The organism is Bradyrhizobium sp. USDA 4341 (assembly GCF_054063755.1).
This window is the reverse complement of the sequence record NZ_JBSSGO010000002.1, coordinates 6,972,623-6,997,533: the sequence shown is the minus strand read 5'-3', so window position 1 is coordinate 6,997,533 and position 24,911 is coordinate 6,972,623. Positions and strand designations below refer to the sequence as shown.

22 protein-coding genes are annotated in these 24,911 nt (G+C 64.3%); 10 read left to right on the top strand and 12 right to left on the bottom strand.

The window, feature by feature from the left end; genetic code table 11:
• Positions 1-6: 6 nt before the first annotated feature.
• On the bottom strand, positions 7-672 hold the full coding sequence (locus ACVIGB_RS39130) for an HAD family hydrolase (RefSeq protein WP_456718674.1): 666 nt from the start codon (positions 670-672) through the stop codon (positions 7-9).
• A 115-nt stretch (positions 673-787) separates the two neighbouring features.
• Between ACVIGB_RS39130 and ybaL the strand changes: the two genes are divergently transcribed.
• Both ybaL and ACVIGB_RS39120 read left to right on the top strand, forming a co-directional pair.
• Entirely contained in the window at positions 788-2,521 is a 1,734-nt protein-coding gene (gene ybaL, locus ACVIGB_RS39125; protein WP_456718675.1) for a YbaL family putative K(+) efflux transporter, read from the top strand.
• Positions 2,522-2,560: 39 nt separating this feature from the next.
• A complete protein-coding gene (locus ACVIGB_RS39120; RefSeq protein WP_456718676.1) occupies positions 2,561-2,794 on the top strand; it encodes a hypothetical protein in 234 nt (77 codons plus the stop codon).
• Between the two features lie 5 nt (positions 2,795-2,799).
• Here the strand turns inward: ACVIGB_RS39120 and ACVIGB_RS39115 are convergent, their stop codons facing one another.
• The 5 genes from ACVIGB_RS39115 to ACVIGB_RS39095 form a co-directional block, all read right to left on the bottom strand.
• Positions 2,800-3,024, bottom strand: a complete 225-nt coding sequence (locus tag ACVIGB_RS39115) for a hypothetical protein (protein ID WP_021081495.1) — start codon at positions 3,022-3,024, stop codon at positions 2,800-2,802.
• Positions 3,025-3,064: 40 nt separating this feature from the next.
• Positions 3,065-3,340: a chaperone modulator CbpM gene (locus ACVIGB_RS39110; RefSeq protein ID WP_092116655.1), complete on the bottom strand. Its 276-nt coding sequence runs from the start codon at positions 3,338-3,340 to the stop codon at positions 3,065-3,067.
• Positions 3,337-4,239, bottom strand: a complete 903-nt coding sequence (locus tag ACVIGB_RS39105) for a DnaJ C-terminal domain-containing protein (protein ID WP_456718677.1) — start codon at positions 4,237-4,239, stop codon at positions 3,337-3,339. The genes ACVIGB_RS39110 and ACVIGB_RS39105 overlap by 4 nt, the downstream gene beginning before the upstream one ends.
• Before the next feature lie 122 nt (positions 4,240-4,361).
• Entirely contained in the window at positions 4,362-4,544 is a 183-nt protein-coding gene (locus ACVIGB_RS39100) for a hypothetical protein (RefSeq protein ID WP_456718678.1), read from the bottom strand.
• A gap of 86 nt (positions 4,545-4,630) precedes the next feature.
• Positions 4,631-6,016 (bottom strand): hypothetical protein, encoded by a 1,386-nt coding sequence (locus tag ACVIGB_RS39095; protein WP_456718679.1) that lies wholly within the window; start codon positions 6,014-6,016, stop codon positions 4,631-4,633.
• Between the two features lie 655 nt (positions 6,017-6,671).
• Here ACVIGB_RS39095 and clpB point away from each other — a divergent pair.
• The 5 genes from clpB (at position 6,672) to ACVIGB_RS39070 (ending at position 11,921) form a co-directional block, all read left to right on the top strand.
• Positions 6,672-9,284 carry an ATP-dependent chaperone ClpB gene (gene clpB / locus ACVIGB_RS39090; protein ID WP_456718680.1) on the top strand — a complete coding sequence of 871 codons (2,613 nt, stop codon included), beginning with the start codon at positions 6,672-6,674 and terminating at the stop codon, positions 9,282-9,284.
• A gap of 102 nt (positions 9,285-9,386) precedes the next feature.
• Positions 9,387-9,656 carry a DUF2171 domain-containing protein gene (locus ACVIGB_RS39085; RefSeq protein ID WP_050628119.1) on the top strand — a complete coding sequence of 90 codons (270 nt, stop codon included), beginning with the start codon at positions 9,387-9,389 and terminating at the stop codon, positions 9,654-9,656.
• Between the two features lie 118 nt (positions 9,657-9,774).
• Positions 9,775-10,836: a Dyp-type peroxidase gene (locus tag ACVIGB_RS39080; protein ID WP_456718681.1), complete on the top strand. Its 1,062-nt coding sequence runs from the start codon at positions 9,775-9,777 to the stop codon at positions 10,834-10,836.
• Complete coding sequence (locus ACVIGB_RS39075; RefSeq protein WP_456718682.1) at positions 10,829-11,644, top strand: family 1 encapsulin nanocompartment shell protein; 816 nt, start codon at positions 10,829-10,831, stop codon at positions 11,642-11,644. The genes ACVIGB_RS39080 and ACVIGB_RS39075 overlap by 8 nt, the downstream gene beginning before the upstream one ends.
• Positions 11,645-11,729: 85 nt before the next feature.
• A complete protein-coding gene (locus ACVIGB_RS39070) occupies positions 11,730-11,921 on the top strand; it encodes a hypothetical protein (protein ID WP_097672779.1) in 192 nt (63 codons plus the stop codon).
• A 9-nt stretch (positions 11,922-11,930) separates the two neighbouring features.
• Here ACVIGB_RS39070 and ACVIGB_RS39065 read toward each other — a convergent pair whose 3' ends face one another.
• From ACVIGB_RS39065 to ACVIGB_RS39050, 4 genes are all read right to left on the bottom strand, one after another.
• On the bottom strand, positions 11,931-13,220 hold the full coding sequence (locus ACVIGB_RS39065) for an MFS transporter (RefSeq protein ID WP_456718683.1): 1,290 nt from the start codon (positions 13,218-13,220) through the stop codon (positions 11,931-11,933).
• A gap of 118 nt (positions 13,221-13,338) precedes the next feature.
• Positions 13,339-14,364: a glycoside hydrolase family 5 protein gene (locus tag ACVIGB_RS39060; RefSeq protein WP_456718684.1), complete on the bottom strand. Its 1,026-nt coding sequence runs from the start codon at positions 14,362-14,364 to the stop codon at positions 13,339-13,341.
• The gene (locus tag ACVIGB_RS39055; protein ID WP_456718685.1) at positions 14,361-15,650 is read right to left on the bottom strand and encodes an O-antigen ligase family protein; all 1,290 of its coding nucleotides are present in this window, start codon (positions 15,648-15,650) and stop codon (positions 14,361-14,363) included. The genes ACVIGB_RS39060 and ACVIGB_RS39055 overlap by 4 nt, the downstream gene beginning before the upstream one ends.
• A 72-nt stretch (positions 15,651-15,722) precedes the next feature.
• The gene (locus tag ACVIGB_RS39050) at positions 15,723-16,547 is read right to left on the bottom strand and encodes a WecB/TagA/CpsF family glycosyltransferase (protein ID WP_456718686.1); all 825 of its coding nucleotides are present in this window, start codon (positions 16,545-16,547) and stop codon (positions 15,723-15,725) included.
• 483 nt (positions 16,548-17,030) lie between these two features.
• Here ACVIGB_RS39050 and ACVIGB_RS39045 point away from each other — a divergent pair, with 483 nt between their 5' ends.
• Positions 17,031-18,161: a GNAT family N-acetyltransferase gene (locus ACVIGB_RS39045; protein ID WP_456718687.1), complete on the top strand. Its 1,131-nt coding sequence runs from the start codon at positions 17,031-17,033 to the stop codon at positions 18,159-18,161.
• A gap of 28 nt (positions 18,162-18,189) precedes the next feature.
• Here the strand turns inward: ACVIGB_RS39045 and ACVIGB_RS39040 are convergent, their stop codons facing one another.
• Positions 18,190-19,410: an FAD-dependent monooxygenase gene (locus ACVIGB_RS39040; RefSeq protein ID WP_092116684.1), complete on the bottom strand. Its 1,221-nt coding sequence runs from the start codon at positions 19,408-19,410 to the stop codon at positions 18,190-18,192.
• A gap of 511 nt (positions 19,411-19,921) precedes the next feature.
• Between ACVIGB_RS39040 and ACVIGB_RS39035 the strand changes: the two genes are divergently transcribed.
• A complete protein-coding gene (locus ACVIGB_RS39035; RefSeq protein WP_456718688.1) occupies positions 19,922-21,247 on the top strand; it encodes a lipopolysaccharide biosynthesis protein in 1,326 nt (441 codons plus the stop codon).
• 66 nt (positions 21,248-21,313) lie between these two features.
• On the opposite strand, the gene ACVIGB_RS39030 is transcribed toward ACVIGB_RS39035, so the two are convergent.
• The gene (locus ACVIGB_RS39030; RefSeq protein WP_456718689.1) at positions 21,314-23,428 is read right to left on the bottom strand and encodes a GumC family protein; all 2,115 of its coding nucleotides are present in this window, start codon (positions 23,426-23,428) and stop codon (positions 21,314-21,316) included.
• A 277-nt stretch (positions 23,429-23,705) separates the two neighbouring features.
• On the opposite strand from ACVIGB_RS39030, the gene ACVIGB_RS39025 reads away from it, so the two are divergent.
• Positions 23,706-24,896: a glycosyltransferase family 4 protein gene (locus tag ACVIGB_RS39025; RefSeq protein WP_456718690.1), complete on the top strand. Its 1,191-nt coding sequence runs from the start codon at positions 23,706-23,708 to the stop codon at positions 24,894-24,896.
• Positions 24,897-24,911 lie beyond the last annotated feature (15 nt).

Sequence of the window (24,911 nt, the reverse complement as noted above, 5' to 3'; positions counted from 1 at the left end):
CGTGCGTCAGCCTTCGTTCCAGAAATCCGTCATCGCGGCGAAGATTCGATCCGCCCCGGCCTGCTTCAGCAGAGCACTGCCGTCCATCGACCGATAGTGGGCGCCGCCGACAAATCCCCACACTTTCATGCCGGCGGCCTTTGCCGCCGTTACCCCGCTGACGCTGTCCTCGATGACCAGCGTGCGGCGCGGATCGGCTCCCATTTTGCCGGCGGCAAACAGGAACAGATCCGGCGCCGGCTTGCCGTGCTCGACCATCTGCGCGGTGTAGAGCCGCGGCCCGAAGTTCGACGCAAGACCGGTCAGCTCCAGCGAATACTTCACCCGCTCGAGATCACTCGATGAGGCGACACAACACGGCAGATGCAATTCCGCGAGCACAGCGGCGATGCCGACGATCGGCTTGAGCTGCGCGCGGAAGGTCTCGTGCACCTGGTGCGCCAATTCAGGCAGGAAAGTCGCGGGCAACGGTTTGCCCACGCCCCGGCAATACTCGACCAAGGCCGTGGTGCTGCGCCCGAGAAAGAGTTCGAGCGCCCGTTCGGTGCTCATCTCGATGCCGGCCTTCGCCATCGCCTCGGCGAGGCAGCGGCAGCTCAACTCCTCGCTGTCGACGAGCACGCCGTCACAGTCGAAGATGACCAGATCGGTCTTGGGCAGCCGCGGATCCATTCCGACATGAGATCATATGCTCACGTCATGAGCAATAGATCACAGTTCCGCGCGCGGAATGCCGCGCCTCAAATGGTCGCGGTGCACCGCCAACCATGCTGTGCGACAAGGCGAAATGCCGCATGACACACCTCTGATCGCGACCGTCGTCGCGGGCCTCGGACTCGCCTTCGTCTTCGGAACCATCGCCCAGCGCTTTCGGGTTCCGCCACTGGTCGGTTATCTCATCGCGGGCGTCGCCGTGGGTCCGTTCACACCCGGCTTCGTCGCCGATCAAGCGCTCGCGACCGAGCTTGCCGAGCTCGGTATCATCCTCCTGATGTTCGGCGTCGGCCTGCATTTCTCGCTGAACGATCTGTTGTCGGTGCGCGCGATCGCGGTGCCCGGCGCGATTGCGCAGATTGCGGTCGCCACACTGTTGGGCCTCGGCCTCGCGCTGGTGATGGGCTGGACCGTCGGCGCGGGCCTGGTGTTCGGGCTCGCGCTGTCGGTCGCAAGTACCGTCGTGCTGTTGCGCGCGCTGCAGGAGCGCCGCCTGATGGACACCGAACGCGGCAAGATCGCGGTCGGCTGGCTGATCGTCGAGGACCTCGCCATGGTGCTCGCGCTGGTGCTGTTCCCGGCGGTGGCGAGCTTCCAGGGCGGCGATGGCGCGGCACTCACCTCCGACCCGCTCGCCACCCGCTTCGGCCTCGGGCTGACCGGCGTGCTGGTGCTGACGCTGATCAAGATCGCCGTGTTCATCGCGCTGATGCTGGTGGTCGGACGGCGGTTGATCCCGTGGGCCCTGCACTACATCGCGCATACCGGGTCGCGCGAGCTGTTCCGGCTGGCCGTGCTCGCGATCGCGCTTGGCATCGCGTTCGGCGCGACCAAGCTGTTCGGGGTGTCGCTTGCGCTCGGCGCCTTCTTCGCCGGGATGATGCTGCGGGAATCGCCGCTGAGCCAGCGCGCTGCCCAGGAGACCCTGCCGCTGCGCGACGCATTCGCGGTGCTGTTCTTCGTCTCGGTCGGCATGCTGTTCGATCCGCTCAGCGTGGTGCGCGAGCCGTGGCCGTTTCTCGCGACGTTGTTCGTCATCGTGGTCGGCAAGTCGCTCGCTGCGCTCTTGATCGTCGTGCTGTTCCGTCATCCGATGGCAACCGCCTTGATGATCTCGGCGAGCCTCGCCCAGATCGGCGAATTCTCCTTCATCCTGGCGGAGCTCGGCGTTGCGCTCAATCTGCTGCCGAAGGCCGGCCGCGACCTGATCCTGGCCGGCGCGATCTTCTCGATCATGCTCAACCCGCTGGTGTTCGCGGTCGTCGACTGGCTGACCGCGCGGCTCGAGAAGCCGCAGGCCGCCTCGCCAACCGTTGCGACCGCCGAAGCGATCCCGGTGACCGACTTGCAGGATCACACCATCCTGGTCGGCTACGGCCGGGTCGGCAGCATCGTCGGCGATGCCCTGCATCAGCGCAACGCGCCGTTCCTCGCGGTCGAGGCGTCCGACGACATGGTCGCAAACCTCAGGCAGCGCGGCATCGAAGCCCTGATGGGCAACGCCGCGCGCGCCAGCGTGCTGCGCGCGACCAATCCGGCCGGCGCGCGATCGCTGGTCATCGCGATTCCCGAAGCGTTCGAGGCCGGACAGATCGTCGAACAGGCGCGCGCCGCCAATGCCGACATCCAGATCATCGCGCGCGCCCATTCCGACGCCGAGGTCGATCATCTGAAGGGGCTCGGGGCCGACATCGTGATCATGGGCGAGCGCGAGATTGCCCGTGGCATGATCGAGGAGCTCGACCGCAGACACGCTGGTGTGGCCGCGCAAAATGCCGCAACCGCGAGGGAAGATTCCGCGGCCTGAAGCAACGGCGCCCACTGCGCGACGAAAGGAGATCAAGACATGGCGTTCAAGAGCCCGCACGTTTCATTGGTGTCGTTCTCGATCGAGATCGGCGCCGCGGCCACGACCAATGTGATGCAGATCGAGACCGATCTGCATCTGAACACCCGTCATCCGAGCTATGACACCGCGGCGATCCAGCGTCTGGTGCGCGACGCGCAGTCCTATCTTGCCGGCAATGCCGACCAGATCACGCAAATCCGGCTGGTCTCCAACCGCAGCGGCCAGACCTGACGAAATCAACCGCCGAGGAATGCCGGCGCCAGATCTTCCTGCACGATGATGTTGGCGGCTTCCGTCGTCAGCTCGCTGCCGACAAGGTCCAGGTTTTTCGCGGCCTCGAACAGCATCGCGCGGACATCGTCCGGCGTCAGCACGCCCTTTGCGATCAGCTTGCGCACCAGCGCCTGCAAGATCAGCACGTCGATCTCGCCATGGGCCAGCGGCGTCGGCTTGTCCGTCATGAATGTCTCCCGGGACCGAGGTTCGTCGCAAGCGAGGCGGCTAGCGCGGCGATGACGCGATATCCTTGTGCAATTCTTCGAACGCACGGCGCAAGCCATGCAGCTGGTCGACCAGATGGAGGATGACGTCGATCCCCTCGTCGTTGACGCCGAAGTCGCCCTTCAGATCCCGGATCAGATGCGCGCGCGCCAGGTCGGTGTCGGAAAAGCTGATCTCGTGCGTGGTCTCGTCCGGAACCAGCCATTGCTGCTCGATCCAGAACTCCAGGGTCTGCACCTCCAGACCCGCATCGATCAGGAACTGCTGCTTGTTCATGATGCACCATCATCGCGTGGATTGAATCCCTTGCGATCCCAGTTCGACACGAACGCCTCGAGCGCGGGATCGGGTCCCTTGGGCAGGACCACCTTGAGCTTGACGAACTCATCGCCATGACCGCCGCCGACCTTGGGCGCGCCCTTGCCGCGCAACCGCATTGTCGTGCCGGTGTTCGAGCCCTTCGGAACCGTCATGGTGACCGCGCCGGTCGGCGTTGGAACGTTGACCTTGCCGCCGAGCACAGCCTCTGACAGCGAGATCGGCAATTCCAGCGAGATGTCGTCGCCCTCGCGGGTGAAGCGCGGATCGGGGCGAACCTCGACCTCGATCAGCGCATCGCCGGGACCGCCCTTGCCGCTGCCGGGCATGCCCTTGCCGCGCAGACGAATGACCTGGCCGTCGACGAGCCCCGGCGGGATCGTGACGTCGAGCGTGCCACCATCCGGAAGCGTCAGGCGTTTGCTCGCGCCGGTGATCGATTCCGCGAAATCGATCGCGAGGCTGTAGTGCAGGTCGCGGCCGCGCCGGTTGGCGCGTGCCTGCTCGCTGCGCCGGAGCAGCTCGGCGAACGCGTCGTCCTGGTCCATATAGTCGGCATAGCCGGAACTGTCGGCGTAGGGATGCCCCTCGTCCGCGGTGGCGAAATCCCGGTAGTAGCGATGCTGCGGCCGCTCGGCACCGCTGGCATCGATCTCGCCGGCGTCGAAGCGCTTGCGCTTGTCGGCATCCGAGAGCAGATCGTTCGCCGCGGCGACTTCCTTGAATCTTTCCTCGGCCGCCCTGTCACCCGGATTGAGATCCGGATGCAGCTTCTTCGCCAGCTTGCGATAGGCCTTCTGGATATCGGCCGAGGACGCCGTCGGGGCAACGCCAAGAACCTCGTACGGATTTCTCACAACCTGCTCCGCAACACCGTGAGGGCACCTGCAATCATGAGGGCGCAAAAGCAGCCGATTTGCAAGTGCGCTCGCACATCGCCCGGCAATGGGCGACGCAGCATGCGCTCAGATCGCGGGCGCTACGAGGTATGTCCGGGATCGACATAGTTCGGCATGTTCTTTTTCTGCTGCGGAGTCATCCTGGCGGGATCCGGCTTGCCCGGCACGCCCCGCGGACCCAGCAGGGCTCGCTGCATATCGTCCTCGCTCAGGCGCGGCTTGCCGTCGTCAAGCTGTCCGCTGCCACCGTGACTCTGTGCCATGACCAACCTCCAGTGATGATCGCTTGCGCGCGGGTGGAAGAGAGTGCGCGCTCCGCCGGAACGAGCCGGCGGAGCGCGATTGTACCTCAGCGTTGCTCCTGTCGCTTCTCCTCTGCAGGATGACCTGCGGCGGGCGCAGCATGCGGCGGCGCCTGAACGTGCGGCTCCGGCCGTGCCGCCGGCTGCGGATGCGCCTCAGGGCGAGCCATCGTCTCCGGCCGCGCTTCCGGCCTTGCCGCAGGCTCCGGTCGTGCCTCGGGCCTTGCTGCCTGCTCCGGCCGCACGACGGGCTTCGCTGCAGGCTCGGGTCGCGGCTCCTCCTTGCGCACCTCCTCAGGCCGCCTCTCCGGTGTGGCAGGACGCGCCGCTTCCGTTGCAGGCCGCGGCTCAACCTTCGGCTCGGCGGCGGGCGCTGCGCGCTTTTCCTCGACCGCAGGCCTGCTCACCTCGGCGGGCGGATGCGCCGCAATCCCCTTCTCGGGGACCGGAAGCGCATGGGATTCGGCAGGCGCCGGTGCAGCGGGATGCGGCTCAACCTTCGTCTCGGGAGTTGCGCGCTTCTCCTCGGCCGCAGGCTTGGTCTCCTGAGCGGACGGATGCGCCGCCGGAAGCTCCTTGCCCGGCACCGGGAGCGCATGGGAGTCAGCCGGTGCAGCCGCGGCGCCTGGCCGGGCCGGCTCCCCGGCCGCCGGCCGTGCGGCGTTGGCAGGCACCACCTCGCCGGCCGGCCGCGCGCGGACCACGCCTGGTCCCTTCAATTCGCCGGGCCGTGCCGTTGCAGCGACGGCGGGCACGCCGTTGTTGGTTCGCTTGAACAGGCTCGGATCCTGGCTTGCGGTCTCGACCTGCTTGCGTTGCAACGGCGTCGCCGCGAAATGCTGTTCCTTGGCGACCGCACGTTCGGCGGGAGTCGGCCGTACCTCGATGCCGCCGCGGCCGCCATTGTAGCTGACGTTGTTGATGGTGGTCTGATTGATCGTGACGTTCTTCTCGTAGACGTTGGTGATGCGCGTGCCCTGCAGATTGTTCACGGTGCGATTGTAGAAGAAGTTGCCGTGATCCCAGCGGCCGCCTTCATAGCCTGAACCGCCGTAGCCGAAGCCGTAATTGATGCCGCCGTAGAAGCCGACGCGATCGCCCCAATAGCCCTGATGGAAAATGAAGCCGCCGCCGAACGCGCCCCAGTAACCAGGGGTCCACAGCAGCCCGACCCGCGGCGGCTGCACCCAGGTGCCCGGCACCCAGTAGTAATCGCCGCGATCCTCGTCCCACGACCAATTGCCCGGCGACCACATGTAACCGGGCCCGGGCACCGGCGGCTGATCGTAGGTCGGCAACGGCGGCGGCGCGGTCTCGACGGCAGAGACCGGCGCGCATGCCGCATCCTGCGCGATTGCCGGCACAGCCGTCGCAGTGAACAGCGCCGTGGCAATCGCTGCGCACGACGCGGTCGAAAGAAGACGAGTGATCATTGGGGGAGCCTCTTCGATGAGCACATTCAACGTGAGAACCGGAACAAAAGTTCCGTGCATCGGCAATGCACCGACACACTTCATCGCTAGCGCCTTGACCTTACATCAACCTGAAACAGCGCCAAACGCATCACACAGCCATTCATCGACGGTTCAGAGTGTGCAGTGACTCATCATCGCGCGATTCAGTGGAACAGCGCGCGACGCACGTCTGCATCATCGCGTGCATTCCGCGAGGTGCGAGATGACAGTTACTGAAATCGCGAACGTGACTTCGGCTCTCGCATGATTGCAACCATCCGGGCTCGTCGGGCCGCTCATTTCGCAAGCATCACGATCAGCCGAGCCGCCATTGGCGTGATGCCGGCCCCCGATTTGTCGGCGCGTCCGTAGCGGTGCCTCCGGATGAGCGCCAGAAGCGAACACCGGCAGTCGCAACACCTCAAAAGCGGTATGCCGGCGGCCGCGCTCCGCGATTGACACACCCCTGAAAGGACCACACGATACGAACTGCGGCAGCGTCAGGCCCGCGGTCCGCCCGGCACGATTGCACTGGACTGTCGCATGATGGATGTCATCGTTCCGCCATCTGTCGCCGGCGGCAATGCATGGCATAATGGATCTCGACGAGCCTGTGCTGCCTTGAGGTGCCACGATGAACATTGAAAAATATACCGATCGCGTCCGCGGCTTCATTCAGTCGGCACAATCGCTCGCGACGCGCGAAGGACACCAGCAGTTCTCGACGCTCCACATCCTGAAGGTGCTGCTCGACGACAGTGAAGGCCTCGCAGCCGGCCTGATCGACCGGGCCGGCGGCAACTCGCGCGCGATCCTCAAGGCGACCGAAGACGCGCTGGCGAAGGTGCCGAAGGTGAGCGGCGCCGGCTCCGGACAGATTTACCTCGCGCCCGAGACCGCGCGCGCCTTCGCCGCAGCGGAACAGGCCGCCGACAAGGCCGGCGACAGCTTTGTCTCGGTCGAGCGCCTGCTGCAGGCGCTGGCCGCCGACAAGGACAGCGAGGCCGGCAAGCTGCTCGCCAAGGGCGGCGTCAATCCGCAGAACCTGAATGCGGCGATCAACGCGCTGCGCAAGGGCCGCACCGCCGACAGCGCGTCGGCCGAGAATGCCTATGACGCGCTGAAGAAATACGCCCGCGATCTCACCCAGGCCGCGCGCGACGGCAAGCTCGATCCGGTGATCGGCCGCGACGAGGAGATCCGCCGAACGATTCAAGTTCTGTCACGCCGCACCAAGAACAATCCCGTCCTGATCGGCGAGCCCGGTGTCGGCAAGACCGCGATTGTCGAGGGGCTGGCGTTGCGCATCGTCAATGGCGACGTGCCGGAGAGCCTGCAGGACAAGGCGCTGCTCGCGCTCGACCTCGGCGCGCTGATTGCCGGCGCAAAGTATCGCGGCGAGTTCGAGGAACGGCTCAAGGCGGTGCTGCAGGAGGTGACGTCCGCCGAGGGCGGCATCATCCTGTTCATCGACGAGATGCACACGCTGATCGGCGCCGGCAAGGGCGACGGCGCGATGGACGCATCGAACCTGTTGAAGCCTGCGCTCGCCCGCGGCGAACTACATTGCATCGGCGCCACCACGCTCGACGAGTACCGCAAGCATGTCGAGAAGGATGCCGCGCTGGCCCGGCGGTTTCAGCCGGTGTTCGTCTCCGAGCCGACGGTCGAGGACACCATCTCGATCCTGCGCGGCCTCAAGGACAAATACGAGCAGCATCACGGCGTGCGCATCGCGGATTCGGCGCTGGTGGCCGCCGCCACGTTGTCGAACCGCTACATCACCGACCGTTTCCTGCCCGACAAGGCCATCGATCTGATGGATGAGGCGGCTGCGCGGCTGAAGATGCAGGTCGATTCCAAGCCTGAGGAACTCGACTCGCTCGACCGCGAGATCATCCGGCTCAAGATCGAGCAGGAGGCGCTGAAGAAGGAAACCGATCTCGGCTCCAAGAGTCGCCTGCAAACCCTCGAGAAGGATCTTGTCGAACTCGAGAAGAAGTCGGCGGACATGACGTCGAAATGGCGGTCGGAGAAGAGCAAGCTGTCCGACGCGCAGAAGATGAAGGGTGAGCTCGAGCAGTTGCGCACCGAGCTCGCCAATGCGCAGCGCAAGGGCGAATTCCAGAAGGCGGGCGAGCTTGCCTATGGCCGCATTCCGGAGCTCGAGAAAAAGCTCGCTGCCGTCGAGGCCAGCGAGACCTCCTCCGCCAGCGAGACCGTGACCGCCGACAACATCGCGCAGGTCGTCTCGCGCTGGACCGGCGTGCCGGTCGACAAGATGCTGGAAGGCGAGAAAGACAAGCTGCTGCGCATGGAGGAGATGATCGGCAAGCGCGTCGTCGGCCAGGCCGAGGCCGTGCGTGCGGTGTCGACCGCGGTGCGCCGCGCCCGCGCCGGCCTGCAGGATCCGAACCGGCCGATCGGCTCGTTCATGTTCTTGGGTCCGACCGGCGTCGGCAAGACCGAACTCGCAAAAGCGCTCGCCGAATATCTGTTCGACGACGAGACCGCGATGGTCCGGCTCGACATGTCCGAGTTCATGGAGAAGCACTCGGTCTCGCGGCTGATCGGCGCGCCGCCTGGCTATGTCGGCTACGACGAGGGTGGTGCACTGACCGAAGCCGTGCGGCGCCGGCCCTACCAGGTCGTGCTGTTCGACGAGATCGAGAAGGCGCATCCCGACGTCTTCAATGTGTTGTTGCAGGTGCTCGATGACGGCCGCCTGACCGATGGTCAGGGCCGCACCGTCGATTTCCGCAACACGCTGATCATCATGACCTCGAATATCGGCGCGGAATATCTCGTCAACCAGCCGGAGGGCCAGAGCACAAGCGCGGTGCGCGAGCAGGTGATGAACATGGTGCGGGCGCACTTCCGGCCCGAGTTCCTCAACCGGATCGATGAAATCATCCTGTTCCACCGGCTGCAGAAGAGCGACATGGGCCGCATCGTCGAGATTCAATTCTCGCGCCTGCGCAAGCTGCTCGAGGATCGCAAGATCGATCTCGAGCTCGATCCGAAGGCGCGCGACTGGCTCGCGGAAAAGGGCTGGGATCCGGCTTACGGCGCCCGTCCGCTGAAGCGGGTGATCCAGCGCAGCGTGCAGGATCCGCTCGCCGAGATGATCCTCGCCGGCGACGTCCGCGACGGCTCGCAGGTGAAGCTCTCCGCCACCAAGGCCGGCCTCACCTTCAACGGCAAGAAGCCCGAGAACGCCGCAGCGGACGAATTCGAACCGATGTGAGAGAAACCCGGACTGCCAACGACGCGCCGTCATCGCCGCGTCGTCCGGGCGCATCATATGCAAGCTGAATATACAAGACGACCTGCAACCAGGGAGAGCGCCATGACGCAGCAGAACATCAAGGACAACATGGAGGTCATCGGCGCCGACGGCGTGCATGTCGGCACCGTCGATCACGTCGAAGGCAACCGCATCAAGCTCAAGAAGAGCGAAAGCGACGGCTTCCACAAGGGCCATCACCACTATATCGAGCTCGGCTTCGTTGCCGGTGTCGAAGGCTCCAAGGTGCGGCTGTCAGCCAACGCCGCCATTGCCGTGACCCTCGAGGAGGAAAAGTCCGGAAAGCCGGTTGGTCCGTCCGCGGAAGCCTAGCAATCCGGGCTCTTGTAAAGGCTCCGATGGCATGCTCCTCTTCCCCTGTCTGGACGTCGATCCGGCGTCCGGTTCAGACCTTTTTCGCGTGGAAGTGCCGTTAGTTAAGGAGAGATGCGTGCCATCAGCCGTTCCGCAACCGGTCGCTGCGAAACTGACGCGCGCGGCCATCTTCCTTGCGGTCACGATCAAGCCCAATCCGGAATATGATACTGTGGTGCGGTCGCTGTGTGCCGATCTGGCTGCGCTGGTGCGCGCGGTCGGCTTCCGCGATCTCGAGGGCCGGCTGTCCTGCGTCATGGGCATCGGCTCGGATGCATGGGACCGGCTGTTCGGTGCGCCGAAGCCGCAAGGTCTGCATCCGTTCCGCGAGATCAACGGCGTCCACCACGCCGTCGCCACACCAGGCGACGTGCTGTTTCACATCCGCGCGGTGCCGATGGACCTGTGCTTCGAGCTCGCGACACAGATCATGTCGCGGCTCGGCGATGCGGTTGCCACCTCGGACGAGGTGCACGGCTTCAAATATTTCGACGAGCGCGACCTGCTCGGCTTTGTCGACGGCACGGAGAATCCGGAGGACCAGGCGGCGACGGAGGCCACGATCATCGGCGACGAGGACGCGGCCTTCGCCGGCGGCAGCTATGTGATCGTACAAAAATACCTGCACGACCTGAAGAAGTGGAACGAGCTGCCGGTCGAGATGCAGGAGAAGATCATCGGCCGCACCAAACTGTCCGACATTGAGCTCGACGATGCGGTGAAGCCGAGCTACGCGCACAACGCCCTGACGACGATCGTCGAGAACGGCGAGGAGCTCGATATCGTCCGCGACAACATGCCGTTCGGCAACATCAGCAAAGGCGAGTTCGGCACCTATTTCATCGGCTATGCCAAGTCCCCGCACCGGATCGAGCAGATGCTGGAGAACATGTTCGTCGGCAAGCCGCCGGGCAATTACGACCGCCTGCTCGACTTCAGCCGCGCCGTGACCGGCACGTTGTTCTTCATCCCGTCGGCGACCTTCCTGGAGGATGTCACCAGCGAGGCGCCTGCGGCCGCGCCGGCTGAGCCGTCGCTGGACGACGCCGGGGCTGACGAGGCACCTGTACCAAGAATATCGCCGTCCGACGGCTCGCTCGGGATCGGCTCACTCAAAGGAGAGGCTGGACATGAATAATCTTCATCGGGGACTAGCCCCGATCTCGGACGCGGCATGGGCCCAGATCGAAGAGGAAGCCTCGCGGACGTTGAAGCGCCATCTGGCGGCGCGCCGTGTCGTCGACGTCGATGGTCCGAAGGGCACGGACTTCTCCGCGGTCGGCACCGGCCATCTGAAGAAAATTGCGACGCCCGGCGACGGGGTCGAGGCGACGCAGCGTGACGTCCGCGCACTGGTCGAGCTGCGCGTGCCGTTCGAGCTCTTGCGCCAGGCGATCGACGACGTCGAACGCGGCTCCAATGATTCCGACTGGGACCCGCTCAAGGAGGCCGCGCGAAAGATCGCCTTCGCCGAGGACCGCGCGGTGTTCGATGGCTACACCGCCGCCGGGATTCAGGGCATCCGTCAGGGCACCAGCAACCCGGTGCTGAAGCTGCCGTCGAGCATCAAGAATTACCCCGCCGTGGTCGCGCAAGCAGTCAGCCAGTTGCGGCTCGCCGGCGTCAACGGTCCCTACACGCTGCTGCTCGGCACCGAGCCCTATACCGCGATCGGCGGTGCGACCGACGACGGCTATCCCGTGCTGCAGCACATCCAGCGCCTGATCGACGGCAAGATCATCTGGGCGCCTGCGATCGAGGGCGGCGTCCTGCTCACCACCCGCGGCGGCGATTTCCAGCTCTCGATCGGTCAGGACCTTTCGATCGGCTATCTCAACCATTCGGCGACCTCGGTCCAGCTGTATTTCCAGGAGACCATCACCTTCCTGATGCTGACCAGCGAAGCGTCGGTGGTGCTTGCGCCGGAGGCGAAGAAACCCGCCTAGACCCGCCGGCGTTGACTCTTCCAGGAAGCCTCCGGCCAATCTGCGCCGGAGCTTCCGTTGAACTTCAACGGAGAGGAGGCGCGCAATGGACTACGATCTCTACATCAACCCGAAGAAGGCGTCGGTCGGCCTTTATGTCCGCAAGGGCGCCGGCCTCCCCGATCTCGGCGACGCCAAGGACTGGGTGTTCGACGGCACCTCGGCGCAGGCCAATCTGCCGCCGCAGCTCGTGAAGGAGATCGAGGCCAACGGCCACGCCTTTCGCGACATGGACTGAGCTCAGCAGTTACTTCTCGCCGACCTTCACTGGCGCGGTCTCGGGCATCAGGCTCATCGCCACGATGCCGACCGCCGCCGCGAGCAGCAGATACCAGGACGGCGCCAGCGGATCTCCCGTCGCGTGCAGCAGCCACGTGACCACGAGCTGCGCGGTGCCGCCGAAAGTCGCGATCGCGACCGCGTAGATCGTGGCGAACACGCCGCCGCGAATATTCTGCGGCAGCGCTTCGGTGAAGGCCGCATAGAATGCCGTGAATGGCAGCGATCCGATGAATGACAGGATGCCGAAGCCGAACAGCAGCGACCACGCGCCGGGATCCCGGACGATCCACAGGAAGGCCGGATAGGTCAGCACCAGCACGACCAGCTGCGGCCAGATCATGATCGGCTTGCGTCCGAGCCGGTCAGCAAGCCAGCCGCCCAGCACCGCGCCGATGATCTGAAGCCCGTTGCTCACCAGCGAGACGGTGAACGCAAGCGACGGCGACACATGCAGCGTATTCTTGGCGTAGGTCGTCATGTATTGCGTCACGTAGGTCGAGATCGTGCCGCTGGCCAGGATCATCACGGCCAGCAGGATCGTACGACTGTGCCGGCGCGCCAGCGTGACATGGTTCGCGCGCTCGACGCCCGCCACGGCGCGGTCGCCGTGAGGCACCGTTTCCGGCAGCGTCCGGCGCATCCAGATGCCGAACGGCAGGCAGACGGCCCCGAGCAGGAATGCGACCCGCCATCCGTAAGCCTGCAGCATGTCGGGCGCCATCGTGCTGCTCAGGATGACCCCGACCAGGGCGCCGACGGTCGCTGCGATCTCCTGGCTGGCCGGCTGCCATGCCACCACCAGGCCGCGATTCCTGGGTGCCGCGATCTCGATGAGATAGGCCGTGGTCGGTCCGACCTCGCCGCCGAGCGCGAACCCTTGCACCATCCGCGCCAGGATCACGATGATCGGCGCCACGACGCCGATCGCGGCATAGGACGGCGTCAGCGCGATGGTCAGGATCGCGCCACCCATCAGCGCAAAGCTCAGCAGCATCGCCGGCCGCCGGCCGACCCGGTCGGAGAAGATGCCGAGCACGATGCCGCCGATCGGCCGCGTCAGGAAACCGGCGCCGAAGGTCGCAAGCGACAGCATGAGGCTGCCGTACTCGCTATGCGCTGGGAAGAAGGTGCGCCCGATCTCGGTCGCAAAGAAGCTGTAGGTGATGAAGTCGTAGAACTCCAGCATATTGCCGATGGTCGCGGCAAAGGCTGCGCGCTTGACATCGAACTGTTCCCTGCTCGCAATGTCCGGCAACGCTCTCGATTCCTTAAGCTTGGCTGTCCCGAGCGAGTATTATTCCTCAGGCCATGCAAGGCAAGGCATGGCGTTCCGCGCAATCCTGAATCAGAGGCCGCGCAAGGGCCGCATGGGTTCATCGAGCCGGAGGAATGATTGCGCGGAGGACGTCCCTGTTCCAGCGTTGCCGGGCGCCGTCGAATGCCGCGAAATCGTGATCGAATTGCCAATAGGCCCACGCCCAGCCGAAGCTTTCAGCGCGCTTCGCCACGAACGACAGGTACTTCGCCCGGCTCTCCGCCGGCGCGCGCTCATAGACGCCGAACTCGCCGAGATAGATCGGGCGCTGCTCCCTCTCCGACCAGGACCTGACCTTGTCGAAATCGGCGGCGGCCTTGGCTTCGTCCTCCGCGGAGCCCCAACTCAACGGGCCGATCTTCGAGAAAGTCGCCGACCACGGCGCGCCTTGATGGGTGAATTGCAGCGGCAAGTAATAGTGGAACGTGACGATCAGGTTCCTGTCGCCGGCCGGCAGCGGCAGCTGCTCGACCGGCAGCTCCTCGGTGTTCAGGACGGCGACGACGACATCGCGCTTCGGATTCGTGCCCCTGACGATGGCCAGGCATTCGCCGAGCAGCACGTTCCACTCGGCCGACGTCATATTCCCACCGGGCTCGTTCAGGATCTCGAACACCAGCGCCGGGTATTTGCCCGCGTAGCGCGACGCGATCTGGCGCCAGAACGCCGTGAGCTTCGCCGTACATTCCGGCACGTCGCGTTGGCAGAGATCGGTGTCGTGCTCATCGAGGATCGGGATCAGTTTGCTCGCCAGCACCTGCTCGATCACGGCATCGAGGCGCCGCAAGACGGCTTCATCCAGGATGTTGCCGGCATCCATGTGCTTGAAGCCGAAGAAGTTGATCCGGACGTGCGAAAAGCCCGCCTTGCGGATGGCGGTGAGGTTTTCCAGGCGAAATGGCGCGTTCGGGTAACCTTCCCAGATGCCGTCATAGCCAAGAATATTGATGCCGCGCCCCAACGCCGCGACGTCCGGTGACGCCCCCTGCCCGGCCGCACGCGCGGGCGAGATCAGCACGGCAGAAAGCGCCGCCGCCAGCAGCACGCTCAAGGCTCTTTGCGGAGCAAATCGAAACGCGGTCATGACGGCTCCGGCTCGCGCAGCTGCGGGCGCTGCGACGGCAACGAGCGGCAAGCGGCGAGGAAAAATGCGATCAACAGCACCGATGTGAACATCGTCGAACGCAGGAAGACCGTTTCGGTAAAATTGGTCTGGCAGTTGAGGAAGACGAACCCGACGATCAGCGCGCAATGCAGCCGGTCGATCGCCCGCTCCGCGATCAAACAGAGCATCTTGTAGGAAAACAGAAAGACGCTCGCCATGAACAGGAAATAGCCCAGGAATCCGGTTTCGACGAGAATGGCGATGTAGCCGTTGTGGTAATTGTCGAGCACCCAGCCGTGGTTCTGGTTGAAATAGTCATAGATCTCCGGTCTGGTCCAGAACCCGTTGATGCCAAACCCGAACAGCGGCGCATCATCGAAATGGCTGATGGCGTAATGCCAGATGAAGGTTCTTTCGGTAAAATTGATCGTGGTGTCGAACACGTGGATCGAGTCGTACCCAGTCGTGTAGAAGTACAGCATCAGCAACGCGGCCGCGACGCACATGGCACATGGCAGCACCGCGTAGACCCGCATGCAGCTGACCGACCACAGGGAGGTCAGCAACAGCGCACAGGCGACCAGCGACAAGGCCCCGGCGCCGCGCGACTCCGAAAAGACGACGCAGGTCGAAGCGAGTGCGAACGTGACGAGGAACGGCAGCCATCCCTGTCCGGTTATCTTTCGATAACAGGCAAAGAACATGAGATAGGCGCCGGCGAAGCCCAGGGTCTGCTTCGACTCGAAGACGCCCTGCCATTGCCCATTGTGCATCCAGGTCTGGTCCACGCCGATGTCCGGGAGTACGACCGCGCAAAACGCCGAGCTGGCGATCAGGACGAAGAGGCCGCGGGTGGTCGACTTCACGATGTCGTCGATGTCGACGCGAGTGACCATGCAGAACGCGCCCAGCGTCGTGATCGCGAGCGCCGCGGCCTTCATCAGCGCCGCCGCGTCCAAATTGGTCCAGAACACCGAAATCGTGGCGAACGCATAGAATGCGACGATCACAAGCATATCCAGATTGAACGCCAGCCGCAGGCAGGGACGGACGAACAGGCTCGCATAGATCAGCACGCCCCACATCAGCAGGGCGACGGCCTGCTGAACCAGTGTTACCTCGGTCGGAAGCAGCGCGGGGTGGAACGTCCCCATCGACATGATCACGTTGACGGTGATCGACCAGTTGACGACGGTTCGCGCGAAATTTTCAGCATCAACGCCCGGCGCCTGCCAGACCGAGCTATCGACTGCTCGACCGTCCATCGGTTGTACTCCGCTCATTGAAGAGCTCGCCGCTCCGGTGGATCGGAGCGGCACATTGCACTCGGTACGGACTCAGTCCCTGGTCGCCGAGGACCGGGTCCGGTTGAACAGCAGATAGAGAGCGTGCGGATTGGTCGTCAGATAGCGCCAGAACAGCCGGCGTGGCTCGAGCCAAAGCCGCCAGGCCCATTCGAGCCCGACGATCTGCATCCATCTCGGCGCGCGCGGCCGCGATCCGGACAGGAAGTTGAACAATCCGCCCGACGTCTTGATGACGCCGACATTACCAAGCCGCGACATGAATTCGTCGACGAAGGCCTGCTCGTAGGGCACGCCAAGCGCGACCCAGAGAAAGTCCGGCGCCAGGGCGTTGATCTCATCCACCTTGGCCCGAAGCGCGTCACCACGCAGATAGCCGTGCGAATGGCCGACGATCTTGAGAGCCGGATAGGCCCGGCGGACATTCGCGATTGCCGCCTTGTTTTCGGCCTCGTTGGCGCCAAACAGGTAGAAGGTCAGCCCGAGTTCTTCGGCCTTGTGCGCGACGTTGTGGAACAAATCCGTGGTCGCAACGCGCTCGGGAAGCGGGTTCGGCGAGCGCAGCTTCGACACCATGACCAGCGGCTGCCCGTCGGCATTGATCAGGTCGGCGGCGCGGAACAGCCGATCGGTCATCGGCTCGGTGGAGCAGCGCGACAACACCTCGCCATTGGCAGATGTCAGATACAGCGGCCGATCGATACGCCGGTTCGGATACACCGCCTCGACCATGAAATCCGCGGTCTGCTCGCGATCGAGCACGGCGAGCCGCAGCCCGCCGATCGTAGCGCGAGCAACGCCGGCGGTCGCAGCCCTGCCGACAGGATTGGTGCGCCGCTCCGGCACGCCGTTCGGCATCGTTGATTCGGCTGGCCCATCCGCGAAGGAAACCGGCTGCCCGGCGCTCGAAGTGTTGCAAATCCGGACAGCTGGAGCAGCCATATCCGAATCGAGACGCCGCGGCCGCTCGCGATCGGCCTGCAGGGGCGAGATTGCGTCGGAAACGCGGGCTTTTTGGCTGTTAGTCAACATTTCAGCAGGGGCTCCAGTGCTTACGTGCACCTAACTGCAATATCCGGTCCAGATGGATGCGATATCACGCGGCAGCGTGACGTGAGACGGACCGTAAGGGATTGTTAACGATGCCGGCGCTGGGCGGAGCGACAGCATCACACAGGATTCCGCAAGGCCGGCGACGTTTGAGCAGCAACACTGCGCAAAGGTCAAGGGACTACATTAATACAAATCGTAATCTCCCGGTGCCCGAGATCATCAGCCTTTGCTATAAGGAGATCACGGCGGCTCGACCGGCGCTTTGAAAACCCGTTTGTTTGGTTTCACATGAATAAGAATGATGACGCGTTCGATGTTTGCATCGACGACGCATTCGACTTCCTGTCTGAAGAATACGCGACATTGTTCGAAGGCTCGGACGCGACCGCCTTCCAGCATCCGCTATGGCTCGACAGCCTCTACCGCAAGCTCGCTCCCGCCGCGGCAGCGAAGCCGCTGGTCGTCGTCGTCCGTCATCGCGCAAACAAGGCGCTCGCGACCGTGCTGCCGCTGCTGCGGGTGCGGCGCGGCCCGATGCGCACGATTGAATTCGCGGACCTTCGCGTGTCCGACTATTTGTCGCCGGTCTGCGCCGCCAAGACATTCGCCGACCTGCTGCAGGACCGGCCGGCCTGCGAGCAGCTTCGCAAACTGGTCCGGCCATTCGACCTGCTGCGCATTCCCAAGCTGCTCGATGCCAGGATGCCGATCGAGAATTTGCTCGGGGCGCCGCACCGCAGCCTGATGGATACCAATGCCTATGCGACGGTCCTGTCCGCGCCGTTCGAGCAATGGGAGCTCAACGCGCTGGGAAAATCCTATCAGAAGGAACTGGCAAAGAAATGGCGCCAGATCCACAAGAAGGGCACGCTCACCTTCGCATGCTGCAACGACAGCACTTCCATCGGCGAAGCCATGGACGTGATGAGGAAGTTTCGCGGCCCGCGTTTCCAGGCACACGGCGACGGTGACCTGCTGCAGCGTCCGGAATATTTCGATTTCTACTCGAGCGTGGCGCTTCGCGGCATGGGCTCCTTTACCCGGCTCTACGCCATGAAGATGGATGGCGAGGTCATCGCCACCGCCCTTGGGCTGGCTCACCGCGGCAGCCTGCTCGTCGTCATGACGGCTTTCGACATCGAGGGATACAAGAGCCAGTCGATCGGCGCGCTGACGTTCGAGAGTGTTGCCAAGGACTGCATCGAGCGCGGAGACCGGGTGCTGGATTTCACCATCGGTGACGAACCCTACAAGATGCAGTTCGGAGGCCAGCCCACGCCGATGTCGAGCGTGACGCAGGCCGGCAGCGCGGCCGGATCGCTTGCACTGTTTGCGCTGAAGCAGGCGCCCTGGATCAAGCAGGCCGCCAAGCGGGTGACCGACCTCAGGCCGGTCCGCACCTCGACCGGCACGCGGTAAGGCCGCCTGGGAAAAGCCTTACTGCCGCCTAGCGGAGCGCGCTACGAACGCGCATGACCCATCCCGGATGAATCCGGTCCACCTGATGCGTGATCATGCGGCGCAGGAAGTGCAGCTTCCGCTGCATGGTCCAGCGTACATCGGTGTTGGAGGTCAAAGCCTGGCGGAAGCGCGCCAGTTGCAGTGAATGCCGGTCGGCGGCGAGCTTGTCGCGATCGGAGTAGAACTGCGCAATCTTCTCCGTGCCCATGCCGTCGGTCTCGAGCCAGCGCGGCACATATTCGGTGCAGAGACGCTCGACATCCACCAGCAGGCGGCTCACGCCGGTACCGGCCGCGGGACAGTTGGTCTGGTAGGCATCGCCGATCAGCACGACGCCCGGCTGCAGATGGCCCTCGGTCACGGACAGGTCCATCACCCAGTTGTGCACCTGGCCGACGATCTGGAAATCGCCAAGGTAGCGCTCCAGTCCCGGCATCAGACGGAGCAGCGTCCGCCTGGTGTCGCGGCGCAGCTCGCGCATGATCGGATCGGTCGGGTCGCGGAACATGAACAGGTTCGCGCGCATGCCGCCCGACATCGGAAACAGGCTGAGATAGTCGACGCCGTCAGCCGCCTGCTTGCCGTAGCAGGTCAGCGCGTCGAAGCCGAATGGCGCGTTATCCGGCCGCGCGATCGTGAAGCCGAACGTCACCGAATGGCGCGCGGCGATCATCTGCCGGCGCATTCCGAGATTGTAGCCAAGCGCGCCCGCCATGCCGGTCGCCAGAACGACCAGACGCGAGACGACGCGCTTTCCAGAGACCAGTGTCAGTTGCTGACGATCCTCGCTGCAGCTGACATTGGTCACCTGGTCGAGCAGGAAGCTCGACGCACCAGGCGTCAGGCCGCGGGCCATGTCGACGAGGTTGGCATAGGAAACCCCGTAGGACCGGCCGACGCCGATATCGACCAGTCTGCCGTCCCTGATGTTGAGCACCCGGTCATAGGACGAGGCGACGGCCTCGACATCGTCGATGAAGCCCAGGCGGCGGAAGATATCGATCTGCCGTCCGGCGATCTTTTCGACGCGGAATTCATCCGGCGGGATCGAGCGCTTGTCGATCAGGACGACCCGATACCCGGCACGCGTGAGGACGGCCCTCGCGAGCGAGCCCGCCAAACCGGCGCCAACAATTGCAACGTCCGCTTCAATCGTTTCAGCCTCGCAGGTTGCGATCGGCTGGGTCATGCTTTCCTCGGCAATCATCTTTGTCCGCTCCGACGGCTAATTGGCTACGGAACTGCAATTTCCTTGCCTACCCTGCCGCCTCGCAGAACGGACACGACGAGTTCCATGATTGAGGTTAACGACAACGCCCCCACCGCGATCAGCCCCTTCCCGGCACATGGCTTGCAGCCACAGCGGTCATGAAACCGACGTTTTGGGCGCTCCACAGCAGGCTGGCGGGGCAATTGCGCGGCCGTGGCGCTTCGACGAGTGCCGTTGACGCGCTAACGCGGCTTCAACCAGCGCAGTCCACGCTGTCGAACCGGGCGCCGGGCAAAAAATCCAATCTGCGCCGTTTGGATACAGCGAGGACGGCAGCGTTCCAGAATGGAGCAGCGAGACATATTGGCCGACTGCGTGCGCCCGGGAGCCGGTTGGAAGGAACGGAATCTTAGCAAGAGAACATTAACACTCCTGACCTCACCGATTGCTAGGGTCAGCAGCCTGACAGGATATTGAGACGTCTCTTGTGATTGCCTCTGTTCTTCAAATGCTACGGCGCGATGTCACGCGCGGCGTTGCCGGGACCATCCTCCTCAAGGTTGGCAGCGGCGGACTCGCGTTCGCCCTGTTCTCGCTGGCGGCGCGGACGATGACGCCTGACGCGTTCGGAGACTTCGCAACCTTGCTCTCCGTCGCCCAGATCGCCGCGGTCGTGGGCCTGGTCGGCCAGGAGCTGCTGCTGGTTCGCTTCCTCAATGAGTACGAGGTGCGCGGCCAGGCCGAGTTGACCAAGGGTGTGCTACTGTCGAGCCTGAAGTACTCGGCGATCGGGATGCTGATCTCGATCGCCGCGATCGCCGCGGTGGCAAGCATTCGCGGCGAATGGTGGCTCTTGATCCTCTCGGTCTCGGCGTTCACCGCCGTCAATGCCGGGCTGATGCTCGGCAGCCAGATCGCACGATCGCTGGTCAGCATCCTGATGGGCGAAGGCAATCGCGAATTCTTCTGGCGGGTTGCCGTTGTCCTGGTCCTGATCGCGGCACTGTTCGGCCACCGCCAGCTCACCCCCGCCGAACTGTTCGCCGCGATGACTGTCGCGATGGCGTTGGGACTGGTCGTGCAGATCGTGTCGATCATGCGCGTGCTGCCGAACCTGCGCGCTGTCACGGCGCGCTTCGAGACGTCGCGCTGGAACCGCAGTGCGTTCCGCTTCTGGCTCGCATCGATTCTCGAAGCGGCGAACCAGTATTTCGACGTCATCCTGGTCTACTGGATGCTGGATCCGGCCACTGCGGGCGTCTATTTCGCCGCCTCGCGTCTGGCCAACATCTTCGCGATGCTTTCCGCTGCGCTCTACACGTTCGGCGCGCGCCGGCTGCCGTCGCTGTATTTCAGCAAAAATCACCGCGAGCTCGAACATACGCTGAAGCTGATGGCCGAGGTGACCGCGCTCTGCGTGCTCAGCGGGCTCGTCATCGTCTGGGTCGGCGCTCCCTACCTTCTCGGCCTGTTCGGACCGCATTTCGCCGCGCAGCAGTGGGTGTTGATCGTGCTCGCGATCGGAACGGCCTTCCAGGCGGCAGGCGGGCCGTCCGCCGCGGTCCTGCAGCTGACGGGGCATGAGCGCGATTATGTTCCGGTTGTCGCCGCCAACGTGGCGTTGCGGCTGATCGGATTTGTCGTGCTGATCCCCTGGCTCGGCGTGCTCGGGGCAGCGATCTCGGCGACTGTTTCCCTGGTGCTCGCCACCGTCGCGCTCAATGTGCTGTGCCGCCGGCGAACCGGCGTCGACCCGTCAATTCTGGTGCTGTCGCGTCTCTCGTCGTCGAAGGCTGGCGCTTACGCAGTCCGTGTTGCGGATAGCAAGGACTAGAGCGTTTTCAAGCGAAGTGGACGCCGCTTCGCGTGAAGAAAACGCGTCAAACAAGAATCTAGACCTTCAGCTTGCCAATCCCAGGGCTTCGCGCTGAGGGTTGCTGACCGCGGCATTGGCCGCCACGCGATTGACGACGAGCGCAATCGGGACCGAACCGAACCTGGACAGATCGGCCCGCGCCTTGCCGATCGCAGCCGGGTTGGCGGCGCCCTCTCGAACCACCAGGATCACCAGGTCGGCCTGTGCGGCCAGCGCGACCGCGGCCGGCTGCATGGCAAGCGACGATGCGTCGACGATGATCAGGCCGAAATCGGCGCGAATGTCGTCCTGGGGATAGGGCGGCGCCTTGCTGCTGGCGCCCAGCAGCTCGACGACCGACGGCAGATCGGCCTTGATGATCCCCGAGCCTTGCGGCGGCGCGGCTTCGGCGCGCCTGGTTTCCATCTCGATCAGGACGCTGAGCATCCCGTTCTTCACCGCGGACCGGTTGAGCGACCGTGCGACGGTGCTGCCGCCCGCACCGGTCTCGACCGACAGCAGCAGCGCCACCTTGCCGTGCTCACCCGGAAGCTGCTCGATGTTCTCGATGAGCAACTGAAGATGCGGACTGAGATCGGGCTCGGCCGTCGTCGAAATCGGGGTCTGCCAGACGCTCCTGACGGCATCTGACGACACCATGTTGGGAATGCGGGCCAGCACCGGCAATCCCGGCGGCAGCGCAGATTGCGGCGCGGCCGGGGCCGGTGCCGGTGCCGGTGCGGGCGCCTCGGCGCGGCGAAGCGGAATACTTTTGATCGGGAGCTGCTTCAGATCCAGACCGGGCACGGCGACGATCGCCGTCGACGTCAGCAGCGAGACGATCGCGAGCGCGACGAGCAACAGCGGCAGCGGCGGAAGCGTCGAACGCACCGGCGGCGTCGCGGGCGATGCCACCTTGGTCTGCGAGTTCTGAAGACCGCGCTGCTCGTCGGTCGTCCTGTAGCGCGACAGGAACTGCTCGTAGATATTCTTGTTGGCATCGGCATCGCGCTGCAATTCCTGCAGCTTGACGAGCGCTTGACCATCGACAAGGATCTGCTGCTCGGCCGCCTTCAGCTGCTCTTCGAGCGCCTTCTGCTGGTCGCGCTGCGCCTCGTATTCCGACTTCGCGGTGTCGATGTTCTTCTTGCGCTCGATCTCGATCTGCCGGTTGAGATCGCTCAACTGGCTGAGCGCCATCACGAGGTCGGGATGACGATCGCCGAGCACGCCGCGCTTCTGCGCAATCTGGTCGTTGAGCGCGGAGCGCTGGGCGCGCAGCGCGCTCAGCAGGTCCTGCTTGACCGGCCCGTCGACATTGGCCTTCAGGTCGCGTTGCAGCTGCTCATAGCGCGACTTGGCCTCCTCGGCACGGGCGCGCGCCGCGGCAACCTGCTGCGTCAGGTCGGTGACGCGCAATTGCTGTGTGGTGGATTCCTTGCCGGCGTTGACGATCCGGTGCTCGAGCTTGAACTTGGCAACGGCATCTTCCGATGACCGCAGCCGGTCGTTCAACGTCTTGAGCCGGCTCTTCAGCCAATCGGCGGCCTCGTCGGTTGCCACGCTGCGCGTCCCGCGCTGGCTGGCGACGAATGCCTCGGCCACCGCATTGGCGTAGTACGCGGCGCGCTGCGGATTGTTGGACGTGAACTTGATGGCGATCACATAGGTTAGTCCGCGCCTTGAGATATCGAGCCGGCTGCGAAACCGGTCGAGCAGACGCGTGGCGTCGGTCCTGCCGCCGGCGATGTCGCTGTCCTCGGCGACCTTGAGCTGATCCACCAGCGGCCCGAGAAATCCATCGGACTTGGCGATCTCGACGTAGCTTTGCAGTGCTGCGGCATCTTGACCGATCCCGGGCAGGACGTCCTGGTCGGCGGTCACGCGCTGCTCGCGCGGATCGAGCACGACGAGCGCCGTCGCGGCGTAGCGCGCCGGGATCAACATCAACAGGATCACACCGACCGCGAAGATGACCGCGGCGAGCATCAGGATGCGTTGACCCTTCTCGCGAAAAAAGGCCAACACGCCCGGAATGCTAAGCACGCCCTTGGTGGTTTCCGCGGAGGATTGGCCGGCCGGCACGCCGGCAGTTTCCCACGACGCTGCGGGTTCCGTGACTTCGGAACGTCTCGGGCCTATCCGGCTACCGAACTTCATGGGTTCTGACTCGAATTCAACTGACAGTACTGCTCCAACGTAAATATCTATGGTTAATCGCCGGTTACCCCCTCTTCGCGTTGCCGTAACCAATTAGTTAACGAGCCGACTGTACCCTATCTGTGAGATAATAGCTCTCGATTGCCGACACATGTCTGATTGCTAAATGAGCAGTAACCTCAACACGCACCACTCGATGCACGAGCGCGCTTCGCGTGATAGCTACGCGCGCAAAAATGAAGGGGACGAATCCACCCCTTCAACGGGTGAGGAATCCGTGCTCCAACACACGCCAAGCACAGAATTGCGCGAGGCATCGACCGCATCACGCGATCGACCGAACGAGAGCAAGCGAAAGCTGCGTGTTGTCCTGGTGCAGACCCAGGCCGAGAACGCCGGCGCGCAGGAGATCTCGCGGCTGCTCGGCGCCGGCCTCACCGCGCGCGGCTATGACGTCGCCAACTTGTTCTTCTTCCGCAAATCGGATTCGTTCGACGAACCGCCCGATACGTTCTATTGCGCGCAGACCCGTCCCGGAAATCCGGTGGCGCTGCTGCGGATGCTATGGGCGCTCGCCGGTCATCTCAGGACCATCAAACCCGACGTCGTCCTGACCTTCCAGCACTTCGGCAATGTGATCGGCGGAGGCGTGTCGCGCCTCGTCAGCCGCGCCCCTGTTATCGCCAACCAGGTATCCTCGGCGCTGTCGATGAGCATGCCGGTGCGCGCGGCCGACATCATCATGGGCTCTACCGGTTTCTTCCACTGCATCACGCTGAACTCGCGGGACATGGAGCGCGAATACGCGCGCTATCCGGCTCCGTATCGGTCGCGCATGAAGCACGTCCCGCACGGCTTCGACGACAAGTCGCACAGCCTGCCGAAGGACGTTGCGCGGCAACAGTTCAAGCTGCCGCCGGATTGCACCCTGCTCGGCTGTGCGGCAAGGCTGCACCCGCACAAGCGGCTCGATGCGGCCATTCGCCTGCTGGCTGCCGATCCATCCTGGCACCTTGCGCTCGCCGGCCAAGGCGCGGATGAAGGGCGGTTGCGAGCCCTGGCGGACGAGCTTGACGTCGCGGACCGGGTGCACTTCATCGGCGAGATTGCACCGCGCCAGATGGCCGATTTTCTGGCCTGCCTCGACGTCTTCGTATTCCCCACGCAGGCGGAAACCTTCGGCCTTGCCGCGGTCGAAGCCGCGAGCGCCGGCATTCCCTGCGTCGTCAACGACCTCCCCGTGCTGCGCGAGGTGCTGTCCTACCAGGGCCAGCCTGCGGCGGTGTTCGTTGACGCTTGGAACGAGGCCGAATTCTCGGGCGCCGTGTCGAAGGTCCTGACAGATCGCGTGTTGAGCGACCAGCTGCGGCAAAGCGCCGTGGGCCTGAAGTCGCGTTATTCGTTGGATGCCATGATAGAGGAATACGTCCGCATTCTCGGCGATGCTATGGGGGCGGACGCGCACTAGGAAGTTGGGCTGGCC

Coding starts and splice junctions, on each gene's coding strand:
- ACVIGB_RS39035 (WP_456718688.1), top strand. CDS start 19,922: ATGCTACGGCGCGATGTCACGCGCGGCGTTGCCGGGACCATCCTCCTC.
- ACVIGB_RS39115 (WP_021081495.1), bottom strand. CDS start 3,024: ATGACGGACAAGCCGACGCCGCTGGCCCATGGCGAGATCGACGTGCTG.
- ACVIGB_RS39070 (WP_097672779.1), top strand. CDS start 11,730: ATGGACTACGATCTCTACATCAACCCGAAGAAGGCGTCGGTCGGCCTT.
- ybaL (WP_456718675.1), top strand. CDS start 788: ATGCCGCATGACACACCTCTGATCGCGACCGTCGTCGCGGGCCTCGGA.
- ACVIGB_RS39030 (WP_456718689.1), bottom strand. CDS start 23,428: ATGAAGTTCGGTAGCCGGATAGGCCCGAGACGTTCCGAAGTCACGGAA.
- ACVIGB_RS39060 (WP_456718684.1), bottom strand. CDS start 14,364: ATGACCGCGTTTCGATTTGCTCCGCAAAGAGCCTTGAGCGTGCTGCTG.
- ACVIGB_RS39095 (WP_456718679.1), bottom strand. CDS start 6,016: ATGATCACTCGTCTTCTTTCGACCGCGTCGTGCGCAGCGATTGCCACG.
- ACVIGB_RS39040 (WP_092116684.1), bottom strand. CDS start 19,410: ATGATTGCCGAGGAAAGCATGACCCAGCCGATCGCAACCTGCGAGGCT.
- ACVIGB_RS39075 (WP_456718682.1), top strand. CDS start 10,829: ATGAATAATCTTCATCGGGGACTAGCCCCGATCTCGGACGCGGCATGG.
- ACVIGB_RS39050 (WP_456718686.1), bottom strand. CDS start 16,547: ATGCCGAACGGCGTGCCGGAGCGGCGCACCAATCCTGTCGGCAGGGCT.
- ACVIGB_RS39045 (WP_456718687.1), top strand. CDS start 17,031: ATGAATAAGAATGATGACGCGTTCGATGTTTGCATCGACGACGCATTC.
- ACVIGB_RS39110 (WP_092116655.1), bottom strand. CDS start 3,340: ATGAACAAGCAGCAGTTCCTGATCGATGCGGGTCTGGAGGTGCAGACC.
- clpB (WP_456718680.1), top strand. CDS start 6,672: ATGAACATTGAAAAATATACCGATCGCGTCCGCGGCTTCATTCAGTCG.
- ACVIGB_RS39130 (WP_456718674.1), bottom strand. CDS start 672: ATGGATCCGCGGCTGCCCAAGACCGATCTGGTCATCTTCGACTGTGAC.
- ACVIGB_RS39120 (WP_456718676.1), top strand. CDS start 2,561: ATGGCGTTCAAGAGCCCGCACGTTTCATTGGTGTCGTTCTCGATCGAG.
- ACVIGB_RS39055 (WP_456718685.1), bottom strand. CDS start 15,650: ATGGACGGTCGAGCAGTCGATAGCTCGGTCTGGCAGGCGCCGGGCGTT.
- ACVIGB_RS39085 (WP_050628119.1), top strand. CDS start 9,387: ATGACGCAGCAGAACATCAAGGACAACATGGAGGTCATCGGCGCCGAC.
- ACVIGB_RS39100 (WP_456718678.1), bottom strand. CDS start 4,544: ATGGCACAGAGTCACGGTGGCAGCGGACAGCTTGACGACGGCAAGCCG.